Source organism: Terriglobia bacterium, assembly GCA_020072645.1.
Classification (GTDB): domain Bacteria; phylum Acidobacteriota; class Terriglobia; order Terriglobales; family Acidobacteriaceae; genus Angelobacter.
The window spans coordinates 143178-159468 of the sequence record JAIQGK010000002.1; the positions used below are offsets into that span (position 1 = coordinate 143178).

A 16291-nucleotide genomic window follows, 5' to 3' on the forward strand; every position below is an offset into this window, starting at 1 on the left:
TATGTCCGCCAACCTACTCACCTCTCTGCCTCAAGACCTGCGTTATGGACTTCGAGTGCTGGCCAAGTCGCCTGCCTTTTCACTGATTGCGATTCTCACCCTGGCGATTGGCATTGGAGCGAACACGGCAATCTTCTCCGTGGTCAACGGCGTGCTGCTCAATCCTCTGCCCTTTTATCAACCTGAGCAGTTGGTCTCCATGTTTCAGAAGATTACGAACTTTGATAATGGCTCCATCTCTTATCCAAACTTCAAAGACTGGCAGAAGATGAACACCACCTTCGTGGGCATGGCCGCTTACCGCTCTACCGGGTTTAATCTTTCCGGCAACGGCGAGCCGGAACGTCTGCATGGAGAAATGATTTCCGCCGGTTTTTTTGAAATTCTTGGCGTGAACCCGATCATGGGCCGGACATTTACCGCTGACGAAAACCAGCTTGGCGCGAACCCCACCGTGATGATCACTGAAGGCTTGTGGCAGCGCAAGTTTGGCGGACGCAAAGATATCATCGGCCAGCGGATGATTCTGGACGATGTGGGCCGAACCATCGTCGGCGTGGTGCCATCCAGTTTTCATCTCCACATACAGAACTTCCAGCGCGGCGGCCCGCTGAATGACGTTTATGTCCCAGTGGGCGAATATAACGAGCCAAAGTTTTATAACGATCGCGCCGCTGGGTGGGGCCTTGACGCTATTGGCCGGCTCAAGCCGGGCGTGACTCTGCAGCAGGCGCGTGAAGATATGGAGCGAGTTTCGCGCGATCTGACCGCTGCTTATCCGGACGTCAACTCCGGCAAGAAAGCCAATATTCTTTCACTGAAAGACGGAATGGTCGGCAATATGCGCCCGATCCTTTTTGTCCTGCTGGGCGCGGTCGCATTTGTTCTTCTTATTTCCTGCGTGAACGTCGCCAACCTTTTACTGGCGCGGTCCACGGCGCGACAAAACGAGTTTGCCATCCGCATGGCCTTGGGCGCGGGACAGCACAGAGTGATTCACCAGCTATTGACTGAAAGCTTGCTGCTGTCCTTGATCGGGGGCGCGCTGGGGCTGGTTGTGGCCAAATTTGGCATGACGGCGGCACTTGCCGCTGTCCCGCGCACACTGCCGCGCGCGGAGGATATTGGCCTTGATCTTCGCGTTCTGCTGTTTACGTTTGCTCTGTCCATTCTCGCAGGCCTCATTTTTGGATTAATGCCGGCATGGAAAGCGTCGCAAGGCAGCGTGAGCAGACAACTGATTGAAAGCGGACGCGCTCTGGCAGGTGCACGCGGTGGCGCTCAAAGTGTTTTCGTCGTTGGAGAATTGGCGATGGCGTTGGTGCTGCTGATCGGCGCGGGCCTGATGATTCGGACGTTAGTCAGCCTGTGGCGATCCGATCCTGGCTTCAATCCCAAAAACGTACTGACTCTGGAGCTTTCCGGCCCTGCTTCCTTCAAAGGCGGCTCCGCCGACGCAATACGGTCCGCTTACCGCCAGATTCATGACAAGCTGGCGACAACTCCGGGCATTGAAGCCGTGTCTTTGAGTGGAGGCGCACATCCCATGGGGAGCGATGACGAAAATTTCTTCTGGGTTGTAGGCAGGCCAAAACCAGCGCATCCAGGCGATTATCCCATGACCATTGAGTATGACGTGGAACCGGACTATCTGAAGGTGATGCAGATTCCGCTCAAGCGCGGACGCTTTTTCACTGCCGCAGACAACGAGCATGCAGCCCCGGTTGCTGTCATCGATGAAAGCATGGCGGAAAAATATTTTCCTGGACAGGACCCCATTGGACAATACATTGATCTCAACACCAATCCTTCCGCGCTGGATAAATTACCGAATCCGCAAATTATCGGCATAGTGGGTCACGTGAATCAGTGGGGGCTCGATAGCGATGGGCCCGATGCGCTACGCGCCCAGATGTATCTGCCGCTGGCCCAAATTCCAGATAGAGAAATGCAGCGCGCCGGCCTGGCATCGGACACGTTCGTACGCCTGCACTCGGCTGGAGCCTCCAATGTGGCCGCGCTGCGCAGCCGCATCCTTGAGTACAACGCAGGAATGGTTGTTCATAATCCTGAAGACATGGAAAAAACCGTTGCCGATTCCATCTCCAACAAGCGCTTCACCATGACGCTGCTTGGCGTCTTCGCGCTTCTGGCGCTGCTGCTCGCCAGCATCGGCATTTATGGCGTTCTTTCTTATATGGTGGGGCAGCGCACCAAGGAAATCGGCGTGCGCCTGGCCCTGGGAGCCCAGAAGTTTGACGTGCTGCGTATGGTCCTGAAAGATGGCGCGCGCATGACGCTGGCCGGAATCCTCATTGGACTGGCCGGTGCTCTGGCTCTCACACGCCTGATGGGGACCATGCTGTACGGCGTTCGACCTACCGATCCTCTTACCTTTGTCTCGGTCGCCGCCGTGCTCGCCGCCATCGCCATGCTGGCCTGCTACATTCCGGCACGGCGCGCCATGAAGGTGGACCCAATGGATGCCCTGCGGCATCAGTAATCGCGTCCCGTGAGCTGCGCCAGGTGAGTAAAAGCGGCAGATCTAAAGCCCTGGGGCGACGAGGCAAATCACAGTGTGTACGTAGCAGCAACCGAACCCGCGAACCAGCGCGCTCCTTGATGGGCCTCACCTGATAAAATGATCAGCAGACCACGAATTTTCACGACGCGGAGAGGTGCGTGAGTGGTTGAAACGATCCGCCTCGAAAGCGGACATACCTTAACGGGTATCGGGGGTTCAAATCCCTCCCTCTCCGCCATGTACCATTATTTTCTTGTATTTAGATGCCTTCCTGTCTATCATCCTGTCTGTAGCTGAAAGATAGACAGGAGCCTACCAGCCGTGCCGAAACCGCAAAACCACAAAGGGTATTCTTGCCGGGTCAACATCCTCAAGTATGTCAAAGTGGCCGATAAATGGCGCTTCGCACCTGCGCAGACGCAGAACAATAAGCTGAAGCAAGATTGGGTGCTGGTGGATGGCTGCCCGGAGCGGCATGCCGAAGGCACCTATTACATTGAGTGGTACGAGAATGGCGCTCGGCGTCGGCAGAGTGTCAAGGATTCGAGCGAAGTGCTGGAGCAGGCGCGGCGCAAGGCCATTGAGCTTGATGCCGGCAAGGCCGGAATCGAGCTGGCCGAAAGCGAAGAAGGCCACGGTCTCCGCATTTGGGATGCCGTGAAAGCATATCTCAAAGAGATCGAGCCGCCACAACGCGAGCCCAGGACCTACGGCGCATACAAGCACTGCCTGGAGCTGTTTGCCCAAAACTGCCGGAAGACCTATCTGCACGATGTTACGCGGGAAGATATTCTCGGATTTATCCGCAAGATTTATGACCTCGGCTGCGGCCCACGTACTGCGAACAATCGCGCTGTGATCGTCTGCCAGTTGCTGAAGCTGAACGGCATCACTGGATTACTGCACAAACGCGACTGGCCGAAATATGTCGATCCGATACGGCCGATTTATGAACCGGAAGACCTGACGGCATTCTTTAGCGCCTGCCAGCCAGCGGAGAAAACCTTGTTCCTGTTCTATCTCCTGACGGGGATGCGCGACAAGGAAGTTCGATATTCGACCTGGCGGGATGTAGATTTTCGCAGTCACGCGGTGCGGGTTACCGCCAAGACGCAATGGGCATTTAAGCCGAAAAACAAGGAAGAGCGCGAGGTCCCGATTCCAGCCTCGCTGGTTGCTGAGTTGAAGGCCCACAAAGAGCGCCAGAAAGGAGACAATCCGAATAACCTGATCTTCCCGACAATGAAAGGCGAGCCGGACAAAAAGCACGAATGGAAGCTGAAGCGGATTGCGTATAAGGCCGGTCTGAACTGCGGTCGATGCACCTCCCGCCATGGGAACAAATGCGCAGACGGCGAGTTTTGTTCCAATTGGTTCCTGCACAAATTCCGACATACATTTGCGACCCGGAATTTGCAGGACCATGTCTGCGACATTCGCACCCTGCAATTATGGCTTGGACACAACGACCTTGCTTCAACGATGGTATATCTGAAAGCGGTGCGGAATAAGGATGTGGCGGCGCGGGTCAACGGCAGTGAACTGGCTGCGTTTGCAACCGCAAACTCAACGCCGATTCATGCAGCCCAGTAGGGGAATTGGACCAAAATTCTCTTGGACGCCTTAGCCCCGTCTGATCTTGACGCTACCAAAAAATGGTAGGCACGCCTTCACTCTCAAGACGCTGAAGCTCTGCACCTACGAAAGAAAGCCGGAAGCAGCCCGATTCCATGCGCCAGTGCTGATCGAATGCTCCAACGAACAAGTCATGAGGAAACGCAATTTTCGCATATGGATTTTCAAGCACAATGGTTCGGATGGTACCTTCGTATGAATTGCCTACGATACCTTCAGATTCGACCTGGGCAAGCAAGTCAAATTGGTCAGACGGCTGAATTTCTTCACCTCGTTGTCTCTTGGCATCAAGTCTCCGCCAAACTTCAAGTCGCACGTGGTTTAATTGGTACGGTGCGAGGATCACAATCGCACTAAGTCTGGTATTGCAATCAGGTCTCAACTCTGCTCGTCCCGAGAAGTGAAAGGTGCTCGGCTGTGCTCCAAGTGGTGGTCGGTTCATGTAAACCTTCTCTCCGAAAGCTGCCGCGAGGACAATCTCCGGGATCGCACTTCGATAAATGCTTGTATTCCACAGGACTAACGCACAGCAGTCGTTTCTGTAGTACTTGAATTTTTCGGACGCCGCCTGAATCTTTTCTTTGATGGGTGGACAAGGATTGTATCCGCCCACAGGTTTTATTTTTGGATCGGCGAATTCCTTAACTTCAAATACGCATGTCAGCTCCTGCGTAATCCTGTAATCGGGTTGCTTCCGACTGGATTCTGGAATACGACTCCAGTTCAGATTCTGCGATTCAAGATACTGCTCAAATACGAGTTCCGATTGCGTTTTGACGCTTGCTTTGGAGTTTTTGGACGGTATTGCGGACGCTTCGTCAACAGACGCCACGTAGACTCTCCTCAATGTGCATATTCAAATTATATCGATGGCAGGTTTTAAGCGAAGCGAGATTTCTACTGGCCGCTCGGTTGTGGCTAAAGAAGGAGAATGAGCGTTTGGGTTTTGAAGACCTGCACATTCTCGCTCTCCAAGGCATTATCATTTCTGAGTAAGTAAATACGCTGCCTTTTGGGGAGGAGAGTCCCTTGGAGAGTACCGCATCAGCACTTTGTCGTCGCTTTGAGCAGCTTTTTGACTCGACGGATCCCGCTGATCGCGGCCGTCGGTTTGAAAAGCTCCTTCGTCATCGCTTAAGGCTGGAGGGCTTTCAGGTCGAACTCAATCCCAAAATTGCCGCACCCCGCCAAACCGATCTCTTTGCACGCGTGGGCTTAACGGACTACATCATCGAAGCAAAATGGCAAACAGACAAGATTGGCATCGCCGACATCGATAACATCCGCATCCGGCTCCAACGCACGCCCACGGATGTGGTCGCGTGCATTTTCAGCATGTCCGACTACTCAGAACAGGCTGTTGATCAGATTGTGCAGGATCGCACGCGTGAAATCCTCCTTTTTAATGCCGCAGAAATCAATGCGATTTTTCAGCAGCGAGTCCACGTTGCGGAGCTGCTCAACAAAAAACGCGATGCGCTGCGAATTAATGCATGCGTGCTCTTCACAGATGCACCCAGTGCGGTCACCATTGCTGACCCTACATGGCCGATTTCCAAGCAGCAACTTTTTATCGACGGCCAACAGGTACCCTGGTTCCACTGCCGTACGAGAGACAACGATGTGGGCTTTCTCCTTACGGACGTCGAAATCAATCTGAGCGGTCATTGCGTGCGTCTCGCGTTACGCTTGGATATTGCAAGACCAGAAGAACTCGCCGGCATATTTTCCGCCGTCACCCGACACGTTGGCCTTTCCGATGAAGGAACTTTTGCGATTCACCAAAGCGGACATGCGTGGTACGGATTTGGCATTGCACATTTTCTAAATGCGATCCAAGCCTGGGAAGAACGTTATGCTGCGCTAGAAATGACGAACTATCACCATTCAGAAGAGCTAGCATATTTTGACTCGTGTAATGGGAGGTTATTGGCTCTCACAGCGCGTCAACGTGTTGGAGACTCGGTTTTCTTGCACAGTGCAGAGCTAGAGCTCCACCTGCCGGGCATTCCAGTCAATGGGACGGGACTGCAGCAACTCTGTGCTGCGACCCAAAATCCAAACGCCCACTTAGAGCCAGTACTTGGGTTCGAACCTGATAGGGTTCGTCGCGAGTACCGCCAGACTCCCGTGACGGCCGTGGCCCAAATCGTTGCCATCCACCTCGATGGAGAGCAAATGGTCACAGGGATCGTGATTAACAATCCATTTTTTGGCACTGACCCTTTGGCACCTCCTGAGGGCAAGCAGAAGTATTCGCCTTTGCCGTACCTCGCTGATACGGAACTCCTTGTCTGTGATCTGGCCCACTGGCATGAACCGGGCGAAATCGTACAAAACTATTTTTTTCGTGAGCTGAGCGGAATTTGGACCGGACACATGCCAGTGTTCGAGATCATGTGCGAATGGGATGAAATTGCATCAGGTACCAAACCACGTCCAAATTCCGCAGAAGCATTTGAGCGGGCATGCGATCGAATTCTGAAAGAATACGCCGAGGACGAAGACTCCTAACCAGATTTCTGTTTTTAGGCGGATCAATGCCGAGACGCTGCCCAGAAAAACGACACGCCGGCCTGAGGATTAGGCCCGGATAGGCGTGATGGCCCAATGCTACTGAGCAGAGCTAAAAATGGAGGGGCGTAGCCGGCTGAGGCTGCGCCCCGTAGGATTTTACTTTTTGCGGTCCAGGTACTTGATTCCGGTCGCAACGACTTCGGTCTTAAACTGCGGGGCGTCATCGCTCCCAGTCTGGCTGTGATGCAGGTAGCCATAGACCTTGATGAATCTGCCTTTCGTGCATTTCTCAACTACTTCCTTCGCCAGTTCCCGGAAAGCGACGACAGAGTGCCATTCGACGTATTCTTTTTCGCCAAACTTGCTTTTGGTGGCCATGCGGAATGAGGCCGCATTGTCATTGGCGCCGAAGAAAGCCGCATCTGCGCCCAGATTGCCGGTCAGGATCACCAGATTGTTGCTGAAGGACTTCCGCTGCTGATTGTTTGCGCTCTTGGTGGATGTGTTGCGAGTTGAATTCTTGCTCGTTCTCATGATGATTTCTCCGTCCCTCTTTCGAGGATTGATTTTTTTCTTTCATCTTGGCGCTAGCAGAAAAAAACAACCGCAGAACGCAGGGCAGAGGCCAAGACCGCGAGCGCGACGGACGCAGGGAGAAAGCAAACTGACTGACAACATGGGGTATCGTTGGCGGGAGGGATGCATTCCCCGGAGGTCTGGGAGCCTGATCAGCAGGCGGAAAGCGTGAGTGGTACTGGCGGGAGAATTGAGAACGGCGAATCAACGGAAACATATCGGAGAGCGGAGCACAGCAGAAGTACGCGGGAGGCCAGTCTTGGTGAGCATGAACTGGGAAGGCGCAGATGTACGCGGGATTCGAAAGCGCCAAGTGATTGCTGCCGGATTGCAGGCCAGGGAGTTATTTGGCGAAAAGAATCGCTTGGCATCGAGTCGCTTCAGAGGAAACGGCAGCAGAATCGAAAGAAATGCTTCCAAGGCGGCAAGTGCCGGTTTCTATGGCGAATCACAGGAGACGGAAATGATAGAGGCATGGAGCAGGCAAATTTATTGGAGACCACGAGCAAACAGAACCCTGGAGCAGCCTGAGGAATGGCGCAGAGACACGGATTATGGATCAGCGATTATGCAGAGTTTCAATCAGCGCGAGAGTCCCGCGCGGTCTTGTTGAGGGAGTATTGATCGATGCTGATCTCCGATCCATCCCAGTCAACCTCAATCGCACAATTCACAGGTTCATCTTCTCCAATGAATTCAAGAGCTGCTTGAAACAGAGCACGTTGTAGGTTGGGAGGAACATTCCTGAGGATGATAACAAGGCCGGGATGGATTTCCTCGTTAGCATACATCGTCACGAAGTCTAGGGCGTTGTTCGTAACGAATATTGATTCGTCGTCTCGGATACGCCCCATAAGTTTATGATCTGGCGTTCCCTGAAGACCCAGGTGTACAACATGATGTGCCTCAAAACCAGCATCGTTTGCAACGGTCACCAGACTCGTGTGTAAGCATTCGTCTATCAAAAATTTCATGCTGCTTCACGCAGCTTTCAAACGCTTGCGAAGGCGCTTTGTAGGCTTTGATTTTTTCCAAGGTGTTCGAGGTCTTCCACGCAAGGGGTGAGCTTTGGCATAGATTGGAGCCAGTCTAACGTTCTCTTCTGTCAGGCTCGGATATCCTTCCAAAATCTCGGCAATAGGAGTCCCACTATTCACCATTTCCGCAATTGAATGGACAGGCACACGAGTACCCTTAAAAACGGGCGTTCCCGTCAAGATTTCTTTGTCTGACCAAACCATATGCTCCACTTTTCTCAGTTCGAGTAATCCCATCGCAAGCCTCTTCCGAGCAGCCGGGATATCCACCCAACACACGCCCCCAAAACGCACCTGTGGTTCCCGTGGAGAGCGTGTGACAGCTCTGAAAATATCCTTTCTGGCTTGAATCGAAAGTTGGTGCAAACCTTCAGCTTCCAACCGAAGACACAACAGTGCAACGTCTGCTAAATAGCGTTTTGCGATTCCCTTAACACGTACTCGACGCACGGGCACCATGTTCAAGTCAATCGCCTTCTGTACTGACTTGAGCGATAAACCAGTCACTGCTGCCGCACGGGTTGGCGTAAATAAATTCAGCGTCTCCATAAAACTAATTCTACCCTAGGTAGGGATGATTTTCAATAGAGAGCTGTTGCTTTAAGTTTTGGTTTTTTATCGCCTAGAACACTGCGATATTTGCCTTCCCCGCCGGTAAATCCCACCTTCGCGCCAGGTAAGCCTGAGTCCGATTGCGCCATGTGTTACCCTTTCAGTCCGATTGTGGTCAACACAACGAATGCCCGATCACTCTTCAAGTGCGCCGTCCGGCCGACTCCTTCGCGCCGCACAATATCTACGAATGAGCACGGAACACCAGCAGTACTCGATTGAGAATCAATCCGCCGCGATTGCGCTCTACGCGGCGGCACATAACATCGGCATCGTGCGCTCTTTCAGTGATGAGGGGAAGAGCGGGACGACTATTAAAGGGCGTAAGGGATTGCAGGAATTGCTCCGGGTGGTTCAGGCTGGAGCCTCCGACTTCGATGTGATTCTCGTTTATGACATCAGCCGATGGGGCCGGTTCCCCGATGCGGATGAAGCTGCACATTACGAATACATCTGCAAACGAGCTGGAATTGAAATCCGCTATTGCGCCGAACAATTCGAGAATGACAACAGCACGACGTCCAATCTTCTTAAGGCGCTCAAGCGCACGATGGCCGGAGAATTCAGCCGCGAGTTATCGGCCAAGGTGTTCGCGGGACAGTGCCGACTGGCTTCCACGGGTGTATGGCTCGGCGGACTTCCTCCTTTTGGCATGGTGAGACAGCTTGTTGACAGAAATGGCAAACCAAAGCGAATACTCAAATCGGGCGAGCGTAAGAGCATTCAGACAGATCGTGTAGTGTTGAAGCCCGGTCGGAAGAAAGAAGTTGATTTAGTCCGGTTGATCTTTAATCTGTTTACTGAAAAAGGAATGTGCCAAGGGGCCATTCAAAAGTACCTCAATCAACGTGGGCTTTGGCGCCGGGGCCGCCCCTGGGGCTGGTGCGCTTTGCGGTGCTTGCTGCGCAACCCCGTATATAAGGGATCGTCAGCTTTTGGTAAGTTCGACTGCAAGAAGGGGCAAAAACGGACGCTGACACCATCCGATAAGTGGATCGTTCATGACGGTGCTTTCCCCGCGATAATCTCTGCTAAGCAATTTGCGCGAGCTCAGGAGCTGATTGCTGCGCGGAAACGACGACTCGAAAATGCGGACATGCTGGAATCATTGAAGCGTCTGTGGAAACGAAAAGGCACCCTGAATTCGACACTAGTAAACCGCACCAAGGGTGTTCCAACAACCTGGACGTTTACGAGGCACTTTGGCTCTCTCAGCCATGCCTACGATTTGATTGGGTATTCACACCGGGACGTCACATATGCAAGAGTCAGGCCCATCGCCAATACTGCACGGGACAACCTATGTGAAGAGATTTCTTACCGTGTACGCGCAGTTGGTGGGACGGCAGAACGCACCCGCGCACCGGGAGTTCTATCGATAAACGGAATGCTCACTGCACAAGTGAAGGTCACAGTGGGGCTAACGTGGCGAGAGGGGCATCCTGCCTGGTGGCTCCCAATTACAATGCTTCCCGATGTTGATGTCCTGATTCTCGCCCGCGTGGAACCCAGAGAGTACTCAATCCTGGACGGAAGTATGTCTTTTACGCAAGGGCGATTTCTCCCTCATTTTACCATTGCATTCCTTTCGCCAGTGACGCTATAAGCAGAATCGGGCGTGCTCAGTGCTTTCGACACCGAACACGCCCCTGACCAAAATCCACCTTCCTTGAAAGGCGAATCATGGCTATTGCCGATTTTACCAGCCAAGAACGTAGCAGCATCCACCGGATGCTCACCCTTCTAAACAGTTCTCTCCAGTCCGTTGTTCTCAAGCTGGAGCAATTATCCAAAAACGAAGTCTTTACTCCGCAATATCTGGAGGGACTGAGAAAACGATCACGCGAGATTGAAGCGGAATTGAAGTCCATCTTCAAATTCTGAACTAGAAAATTAACCCTTACCGACCCGCCAGAGATGGCGGGTTTATTATTGCTGCTAATCTGTTTTAGAAGAAAGTGAGCAAAATAATGCAAATCAAGACAGGACAAATGGTGTTTCTTATTGGACACAGAGGAGCTGCCTCGAAAGACATCAACAGCGTTGTGCTGCAATTATCTGTCGCACTTACGCCAGAAGACGTTACTGCAAGCAAATCCGATTCTTTTATGCTGGCGATTCCTGCCGATTATGCAGAAAAAATAATTTCCAGCATTCGGTCTTCACTTGAAAACCTTCGTCAGTCCAAATGAAATCAATTTCGCGTAGCGATGAATGAATTATTTCCATGCTTCATATTATAGATGGCATGGCAATAGGCTTTGCCTATGCGAGTAATTTTCTAATCTTTCGGCCAGCCTTCAGGCGGTTTCTTTTTGGTGAGAGATTTTTTGATATTTTCTTTCCAGTCGCCTTTGATCTTCAACACGTCTGGTTTAGGGCCAGACTTTTCTTTTGGCTTGCTGTCCATTGCTACCGATTTCGATTTTTTATTTTTATTCATTAGTTATGGCCCAAGATTCCGCTTTACACGATATTAAAAAATAAATCCTCTAACAGCATTTGCCGAACCCGCCAGAAATCATGCTCGATTCCCTTAATCTTTAACCTGCATTTCCCCTCTTCATTGAGTGTCAGAGTTGCTTTTAGTTCTTCCTCTAAATTTCTCACAATGATAACTTTCCCACTAAGTTCTATCCAGACAGATTCATTAATGGATACTGGTGGAACTTTTCCAGGCAATATGCCTTCGAGGGTAACGATCAAACGATTTTTGTTTTCCTCTGAAAACGAAAGTTTGTAATCTCCCGATTTAATTAGCACAGTTCTCGCTTTAATGTCGTCCTTGATTTCCGCTTTTAACCGTTCAAAGGAATTAGCGGGAGAACACTGAGAACGTTCGGTAACCCAATCTGTCATTGGATACCGCCTTTGGGATTGCGATACATCAAACGCTTTCCCTCTGCTGATTGTATCGCTAACACGGTGCGCTCTCCGTCATTCATCTTCCGATTGTTCCACAGAAAATCATACTGCCAGAGATAGCGATGCAAATACTCGCGGCTTACATTGTGGTAAATGCCGATGATTCCCCGCTTCACTAGAGCATGGCTGCTTTCTGCTGTATTCGTGTGAGCGATTCCACGGGCATACTCTTTGGTTGCATGGCAAACGGTGCTGTGACCCGCATACTCTGGCCCGATGCGCCTGTAAGCTGAAAACTCATCTGTCAAAAGATGTGCGCTCCGGTCGATTTCCTCGCGGATTGCGTTTTCGATTGTTTCAGTGGTCACGTCCGCAACTATGCGACGGCGAAGCTGGCCATCTCGTTCCACGGCACAGAACACCGGAGTCTTACTGGTGCCCCGTCCGCGCTTGCTGGTGCCCTTGTAGCGCGGCTTACGAGGGCCAATGTAAGTTTCGTCACATTCAACAAGGCCAGTCAATTTGGGGCTGTCTCCGTCTGGTGCCATGGCAAACCGAATACGATTCATTAGGAACAATGCTGACTTGTAGCTAATCTGGCATTGCCGTTTGATTTCCAGAGCAGATACGCCTTTCTTGGACGTTGACGCTCTCCAGAACGCATAGCACCAGTGGCGCAATTCAATCCTTGATTCCTCGTACACTGTGCCGATGCGGACGGTGTACTGCTGCTTGCAATCGCGACAACGCCAGAGATACCGTGTGCTTCGTTCGCCTGTTTTCGCGTCAATCATTTTGTATACATTCACGCTTCCACAGTGAACGCAGGCAGGACCATTGCCCCAGCGTTGCTTTTCCAGAAATTCAACAGCGGCCAATTCGTTACTGCAAGCCAGTGGAATTTCCGCCACCGTATAAGAGCCTGAAAGTTGATGTCTGCGCTCTGACTTCTTCATAGTTAACAATATAATACTTGGCGCAAGTTGTGTCAAGTAAAAAATTAGTTAGATGAAAAAATATGTTCTTTGGTCACTCAGTAAAAGGCTTTGAGAAATGAGAGGAATGATAACCACGATGGTGGTAAACTATTTTCGTACGAGATTGGAAATTTCCATGCTACTAGGGATAGCCCTTGACCATCACGCTTGCCGTGATTGAGGGCGATAACACAAAGGCCCAATTCGCTTGAGTCTTGGCGGACGGCGAATCAGGCCATGGTGAGCAACTGTATTGCTTTGGGCTGGTCTTAATCGGCCAGCCTCTTTAATGCGGTAGTGGCGAAATCAGCAGACGCGCCTGATTTGGAATCAGGTGGGGTTCCCTTAGAAGGCTCCGTGCGGGTGCAAATCCCGTCTACCGCATCAAACTTTTTAAGTTGCACATTTCAAAGAACTTTCAGGTTTAAGTCTCAACTCAAGTTTCACTCAATTCTTACTCACGCCATAATTAATTTGATAACTTTCTGTTGGGTTTGTCAACAACTAAACCAGTTGTATAAACAACTGAATCACGTTTAACCCCGTCATTTCCCGCGATCTCCCGCCACATACCGCCATCACGTAAAATCAGTGGGTTGCGTAAACGCCACACTTCCGATCCTGGATTACTATGTCGTGCCGCGCTTGGCAAAAGTTAACGGTAAATTCCTAGTCAGGGCAAGCAAGAACGTGGCCTTTTTAGACATTCATCGCGTTAAAAATCTCAGCGGCTTGATAACCTCACTGCGCTGCCGCTGCATTTCGGAGGTCTATGAGCAGACTCTACCTGGGCGCAAAAAGACGCAGCATCAATTTCGTCGCACACCACTCGCACTTACACCAAATTCTCGCACTGCCTCAACAGGTGGCGTGGACGGCAGATCATCTGGCAAGGTTCAGAAGTATCTTCGGGCGTCTGTTTCGTGACGAGAACTTCGTCACCCTTCTGCGGGCAGAGTCGTTGGCGATGATCCCGGAGCATCTAGCGAGTCTATTCGACGCTGATGGGGGTGAGCGGAAATGAAGGCACAACCACGAGACGGGGCAGTGAGCCAGCGTGCATGGAAGCGGACGCGGCATGCGAAAGTGGCGCACATTCTGCGCACAGTTCCTAAGGCATTCTCGGCTGATCTACTTACTTTGACCATTTGCCGAGGTTATGCAGAATCGCTGTTGAAGAATCTTCGAGTGGAGCGATACCTTACTAGGTATCATCTGCCCGAGCTGCGCGATCTTGAAATCCTGCTGGAGGATTTGCAACGAAAGGAATAGATGCAACGTGATGGCCGTGATCCTCTTCACAACTTCCGCGCCATCCCGCTCGCGTGCTGGCCGAAAGCGAAGAAGGCCAAGGTCTCCGCCTCTGGGATGCCGTGAAAGCCTATCTCAAAGAAATCGAGCCGCCACAACGCGAGCCCATGACCTAATCGAGCAGGTAAAGATCCAGCCGTTGCCTCGACTGAAAAAGAGCCGTCAGCGCAGAACTCCAGCAAGTTTGTTGTAGAATCGTGGCGATTCTGAATATAAGGAGACTCACCCGCCCTTGGACACACAATCAATCATCGCGGAATTGGAAACCGAACGAGACCGTCTTAACCGTGCGATTGCAGCGCTTCAAAACAGCGACGGCAAACGTGGTAGGACAGCATCAGGTAAGCCCTATGGCCGGAGACGGCACCTGTCGGCAGCAGCACGTAGGAAGATCGGCCTGGCCATGAAGAAACGTTGGGCGGAGAGAAAGAAGAAAGCAGCAGCATGATCGAGAAGGCAAGGTCCTCAATGCAGGATTCGTTCAGGGGTGGAATAATCACCATAAGTTCGTCATGGCCCACGCCCATGTTTCGTTGCTTTCTCAATCTGGTTCGTCTCAGCGTCGAGATGCACATCATAGCCCGTGCTGGTTACCGGTTTGGAATTTTTAACCGCAAGTCAGGCTTCCTGACGATCCAGGGAAACGCCCATCTGTAAGCGATGGAATACCGCGTCAAGCGCGGCATTCCAGGGATTCGGCGGGAAGGGCCGGAACTGCAACCTGCGCCGTATGCTTCCAGTTCGGAAACGGATTGCGTTCATGCTGGCGGAACCGAGCAATGAGATCACGGATCATGGAGCGGCGCTTATGCAGGGTTTCAATCAGGCGCGAAAGACCAGCGTGGTCTCCCTGATACCACTCACGCGGCATCTGCGAAGCACATTGCCAGAGATCACCCAGGTCTGACTGCTCGGCGAGTGAAAGAGCTGGCTCAAAGTCCGTCCAACCGGTGACGTGATGATAGACGCAATTGCGAGAATACACACCCCGGAGATCCCTATCGGGGAAATTCCACTCGCCGGCATTGAAACAATATCCCTGGTCAATGAAGATGGCGCGGTAGCGGCGGGACTGTGATGGACGGGCGAAGACAGCTTGTCGTGCATCGGCGTTGCAAGTCCATTTGTCGAGAACGAGGCACCTCGGTTATGGTAAGGACGCCGTTATGAGAAGGAAGAGCGGTTGAACCCCCTTTATTGCTGGAATTCAGCCGCTCCAACCTTTCGATAATGGCACTCAGAATCTACAGCGAATCAAGCCATGCCATCAGGTCAGTGTCACGTTTCCAACGAGGCGCATGTGCTGGCCGAGATGAGCCAGCTATTCTTTCGAGTGCTTTACGTTTGGTTTCGACAGTGGCCCGTGCGTAGTGATTGGTCGTATCCAGGTGAGCATGACCAAGCCAGCTACGGATCACCGTGACATCAACGCCGGCAGCAACCAGATGTACGGCAGCCGTGTGCCGGAAAGTATGTGGCGAAACCCGTTTAGCCATCAGAGACGAAACTTTCTTTCGTGCGCGTTGCATGTACTGTTTCAACTTGAAGCGCACGCCCGCGGCTCCCAGAGGTTCACCGTAACGGTTTACGAAAATCCTCTGATCGGATTGCCGTGGGATACGTTGCAGTAGAGCGCGAAGCAAAGCCGTCGTTTCCGGCCATAAGGGGCAAACGCGTTCTTTGCGGCCTTTTCCTATCAGCCGGACCTGCGCCGGTGATTCCAGACGCAGCGAACTTGGACAGAGATCCAGGGCCTCTTGAATGCGAGCCCCCGTGTTGTAGAGGAACGCGAGCAAGGCGTGGTCGCGCTGGCCTTCAAGCGTGGATCGATCCGGCTGGGCCAGGATTGCGGCCACTTCATGCTCTTCCAGATAACAGAGTTCCCGCTGACAGGAGCGTTTTGCTGGAATGCGAAGCACTTCCGCACATTGGCCTGCGGCTAAAGGTTCGCGGTCGATTAGGAAAGCAAAAAACCCACGAAGAGCGGCGAGCCTACAGTTTCGTGTCCCGATGGACACCTTACGCTGTTCCTCGCAGTCTTTTAAGAACGCCAGCACGTCAGTTGCAGTGAGATCTTGTAACCGAAGCCTGGCCACCGGTCGGCGTCTGCTTGCGGCCACATATCGAAGGAACAAACGCCAGGTATCGCGGTACGAGATCACGGTGTGACGCGAGGCATTGCGTTGCTCCACCAGCCAACCATGAAAAAAGGCGTGCAACAAGCTGTGCAGAGATGG

At 52.1% G+C, this 16291-nt stretch carries 16 protein-coding genes and 2 tRNA genes; 8 read left to right on the plus strand and 10 right to left on the minus strand.

Annotation, left to right across the window (positions count from 1 at the left end):
* The first annotated feature begins 1 nt into the window (after position 1).
* From LAO76_02735 to LAO76_02745, 3 genes are all read left to right on the plus strand, one after another.
* Positions 2–2503, plus strand: a complete 2502-nt coding sequence (locus LAO76_02735) for an ABC transporter permease (GenBank protein MBZ5489830.1) — start codon at positions 2–4, stop codon at positions 2501–2503.
* 169 nt (positions 2504–2672) lie between these two features.
* Positions 2673–2762 (plus strand) — tRNA-Ser (locus LAO76_02740).
* 83 nt (positions 2763–2845) lie between these two features.
* Positions 2846–4117, plus strand: a complete 1272-nt coding sequence (locus LAO76_02745; protein MBZ5489831.1) for a site-specific integrase — start codon at positions 2846–2848, stop codon at positions 4115–4117.
* Positions 4118–4169: 52 nt separating this feature from the next.
* On the opposite strand, the gene LAO76_02750 is transcribed toward LAO76_02745, so the two are convergent.
* Entirely contained in the window at positions 4170–4991 is an 822-nt protein-coding gene (locus tag LAO76_02750; protein MBZ5489832.1) for a hypothetical protein, read from the minus strand.
* Between the two features lie 197 nt (positions 4992–5188).
* On the opposite strand from LAO76_02750, the gene LAO76_02755 reads away from it, so the two are divergent.
* The gene (locus LAO76_02755) at positions 5189–6673 is read left to right on the plus strand and encodes a restriction endonuclease (protein ID MBZ5489833.1); all 1485 of its coding nucleotides are present in this window, start codon (positions 5189–5191) and stop codon (positions 6671–6673) included.
* A 159-nt stretch (positions 6674–6832) separates the two neighbouring features.
* Here the strand turns inward: LAO76_02755 and LAO76_02760 are convergent, their stop codons facing one another.
* The 3 genes from LAO76_02760 to LAO76_02770 form a co-directional block, all read right to left on the minus strand.
* Entirely contained in the window at positions 6833–7210 is a 378-nt protein-coding gene (locus LAO76_02760; GenBank protein ID MBZ5489834.1) for a single-stranded DNA-binding protein, read from the minus strand.
* 620 nt (positions 7211–7830) lie between these two features.
* Complete coding sequence (locus LAO76_02765; protein MBZ5489835.1) at positions 7831–8226, minus strand: DUF5615 family PIN-like protein; 396 nt, start codon at positions 8224–8226, stop codon at positions 7831–7833.
* 6 nt (positions 8227–8232) lie between these two features.
* Positions 8233–8838 carry a DUF433 domain-containing protein gene (locus LAO76_02770; protein ID MBZ5489836.1) on the minus strand — a complete coding sequence of 202 codons (606 nt, stop codon included), beginning with the start codon at positions 8836–8838 and terminating at the stop codon, positions 8233–8235.
* A 253-nt stretch (positions 8839–9091) separates the two neighbouring features.
* On the opposite strand from LAO76_02770, the gene LAO76_02775 reads away from it, so the two are divergent.
* The 3 genes from LAO76_02775 to LAO76_02785 all read left to right on the plus strand — a co-directional run bounded on the left by LAO76_02775 (position 9092) and on the right by LAO76_02785 (position 11093).
* Entirely contained in the window at positions 9092–10507 is a 1416-nt protein-coding gene (locus LAO76_02775; GenBank protein MBZ5489837.1) for a recombinase family protein, read from the plus strand.
* 77 nt (positions 10508–10584) lie between these two features.
* The gene (locus tag LAO76_02780; GenBank protein ID MBZ5489838.1) at positions 10585–10785 is read left to right on the plus strand and encodes a hypothetical protein; all 201 of its coding nucleotides are present in this window, start codon (positions 10585–10587) and stop codon (positions 10783–10785) included.
* A gap of 86 nt (positions 10786–10871) precedes the next feature.
* Positions 10872–11093 (plus strand): hypothetical protein, encoded by a 222-nt coding sequence (locus LAO76_02785; GenBank protein ID MBZ5489839.1) that lies wholly within the window; start codon positions 10872–10874, stop codon positions 11091–11093.
* Between the two features lie 89 nt (positions 11094–11182).
* On the opposite strand, the gene LAO76_02790 is transcribed toward LAO76_02785, so the two are convergent.
* The 3 genes from LAO76_02790 to LAO76_02800 are packed head-to-tail and all read right to left on the minus strand — an operon-like array spanning position 11183 to position 12722.
* The gene (locus LAO76_02790) at positions 11183–11344 is read right to left on the minus strand and encodes a hypothetical protein (protein ID MBZ5489840.1); all 162 of its coding nucleotides are present in this window, start codon (positions 11342–11344) and stop codon (positions 11183–11185) included.
* A gap of 23 nt (positions 11345–11367) precedes the next feature.
* Positions 11368–11760 carry a hypothetical protein gene (locus LAO76_02795; protein MBZ5489841.1) on the minus strand — a complete coding sequence of 131 codons (393 nt, stop codon included), beginning with the start codon at positions 11758–11760 and terminating at the stop codon, positions 11368–11370.
* Complete coding sequence (locus tag LAO76_02800) at positions 11757–12722, minus strand: IS1595 family transposase (protein MBZ5489842.1); 966 nt, start codon at positions 12720–12722, stop codon at positions 11757–11759. Before LAO76_02800 ends, LAO76_02795 begins: the two co-directional genes overlap by 4 nt.
* 312 nt (positions 12723–13034) lie before the next feature.
* Between LAO76_02800 and LAO76_02805 the strand changes: the two genes are divergently transcribed.
* Positions 13035–13127, plus strand: a tRNA-Pro gene (locus tag LAO76_02805).
* A 1208-nt stretch (positions 13128–14335) separates the two neighbouring features.
* On the opposite strand, the gene LAO76_02810 is transcribed toward LAO76_02805, so the two are convergent.
* The 3 genes from LAO76_02810 to LAO76_02820 form a co-directional block, all read right to left on the minus strand.
* Entirely contained in the window at positions 14336–14599 is a 264-nt protein-coding gene (locus tag LAO76_02810; protein ID MBZ5489843.1) for a hypothetical protein, read from the minus strand.
* Between the two features lie 128 nt (positions 14600–14727).
* Positions 14728–15039 (minus strand): hypothetical protein, encoded by a 312-nt coding sequence (locus tag LAO76_02815; GenBank protein ID MBZ5489844.1) that lies wholly within the window; start codon positions 15037–15039, stop codon positions 14728–14730.
* 259 nt (positions 15040–15298) lie between these two features.
* Positions 15299–16285: a site-specific integrase gene (locus tag LAO76_02820; GenBank protein ID MBZ5489845.1), complete on the minus strand. Its 987-nt coding sequence runs from the start codon at positions 16283–16285 to the stop codon at positions 15299–15301.
* Positions 16286–16291: the final 6 nt, after the last annotated feature.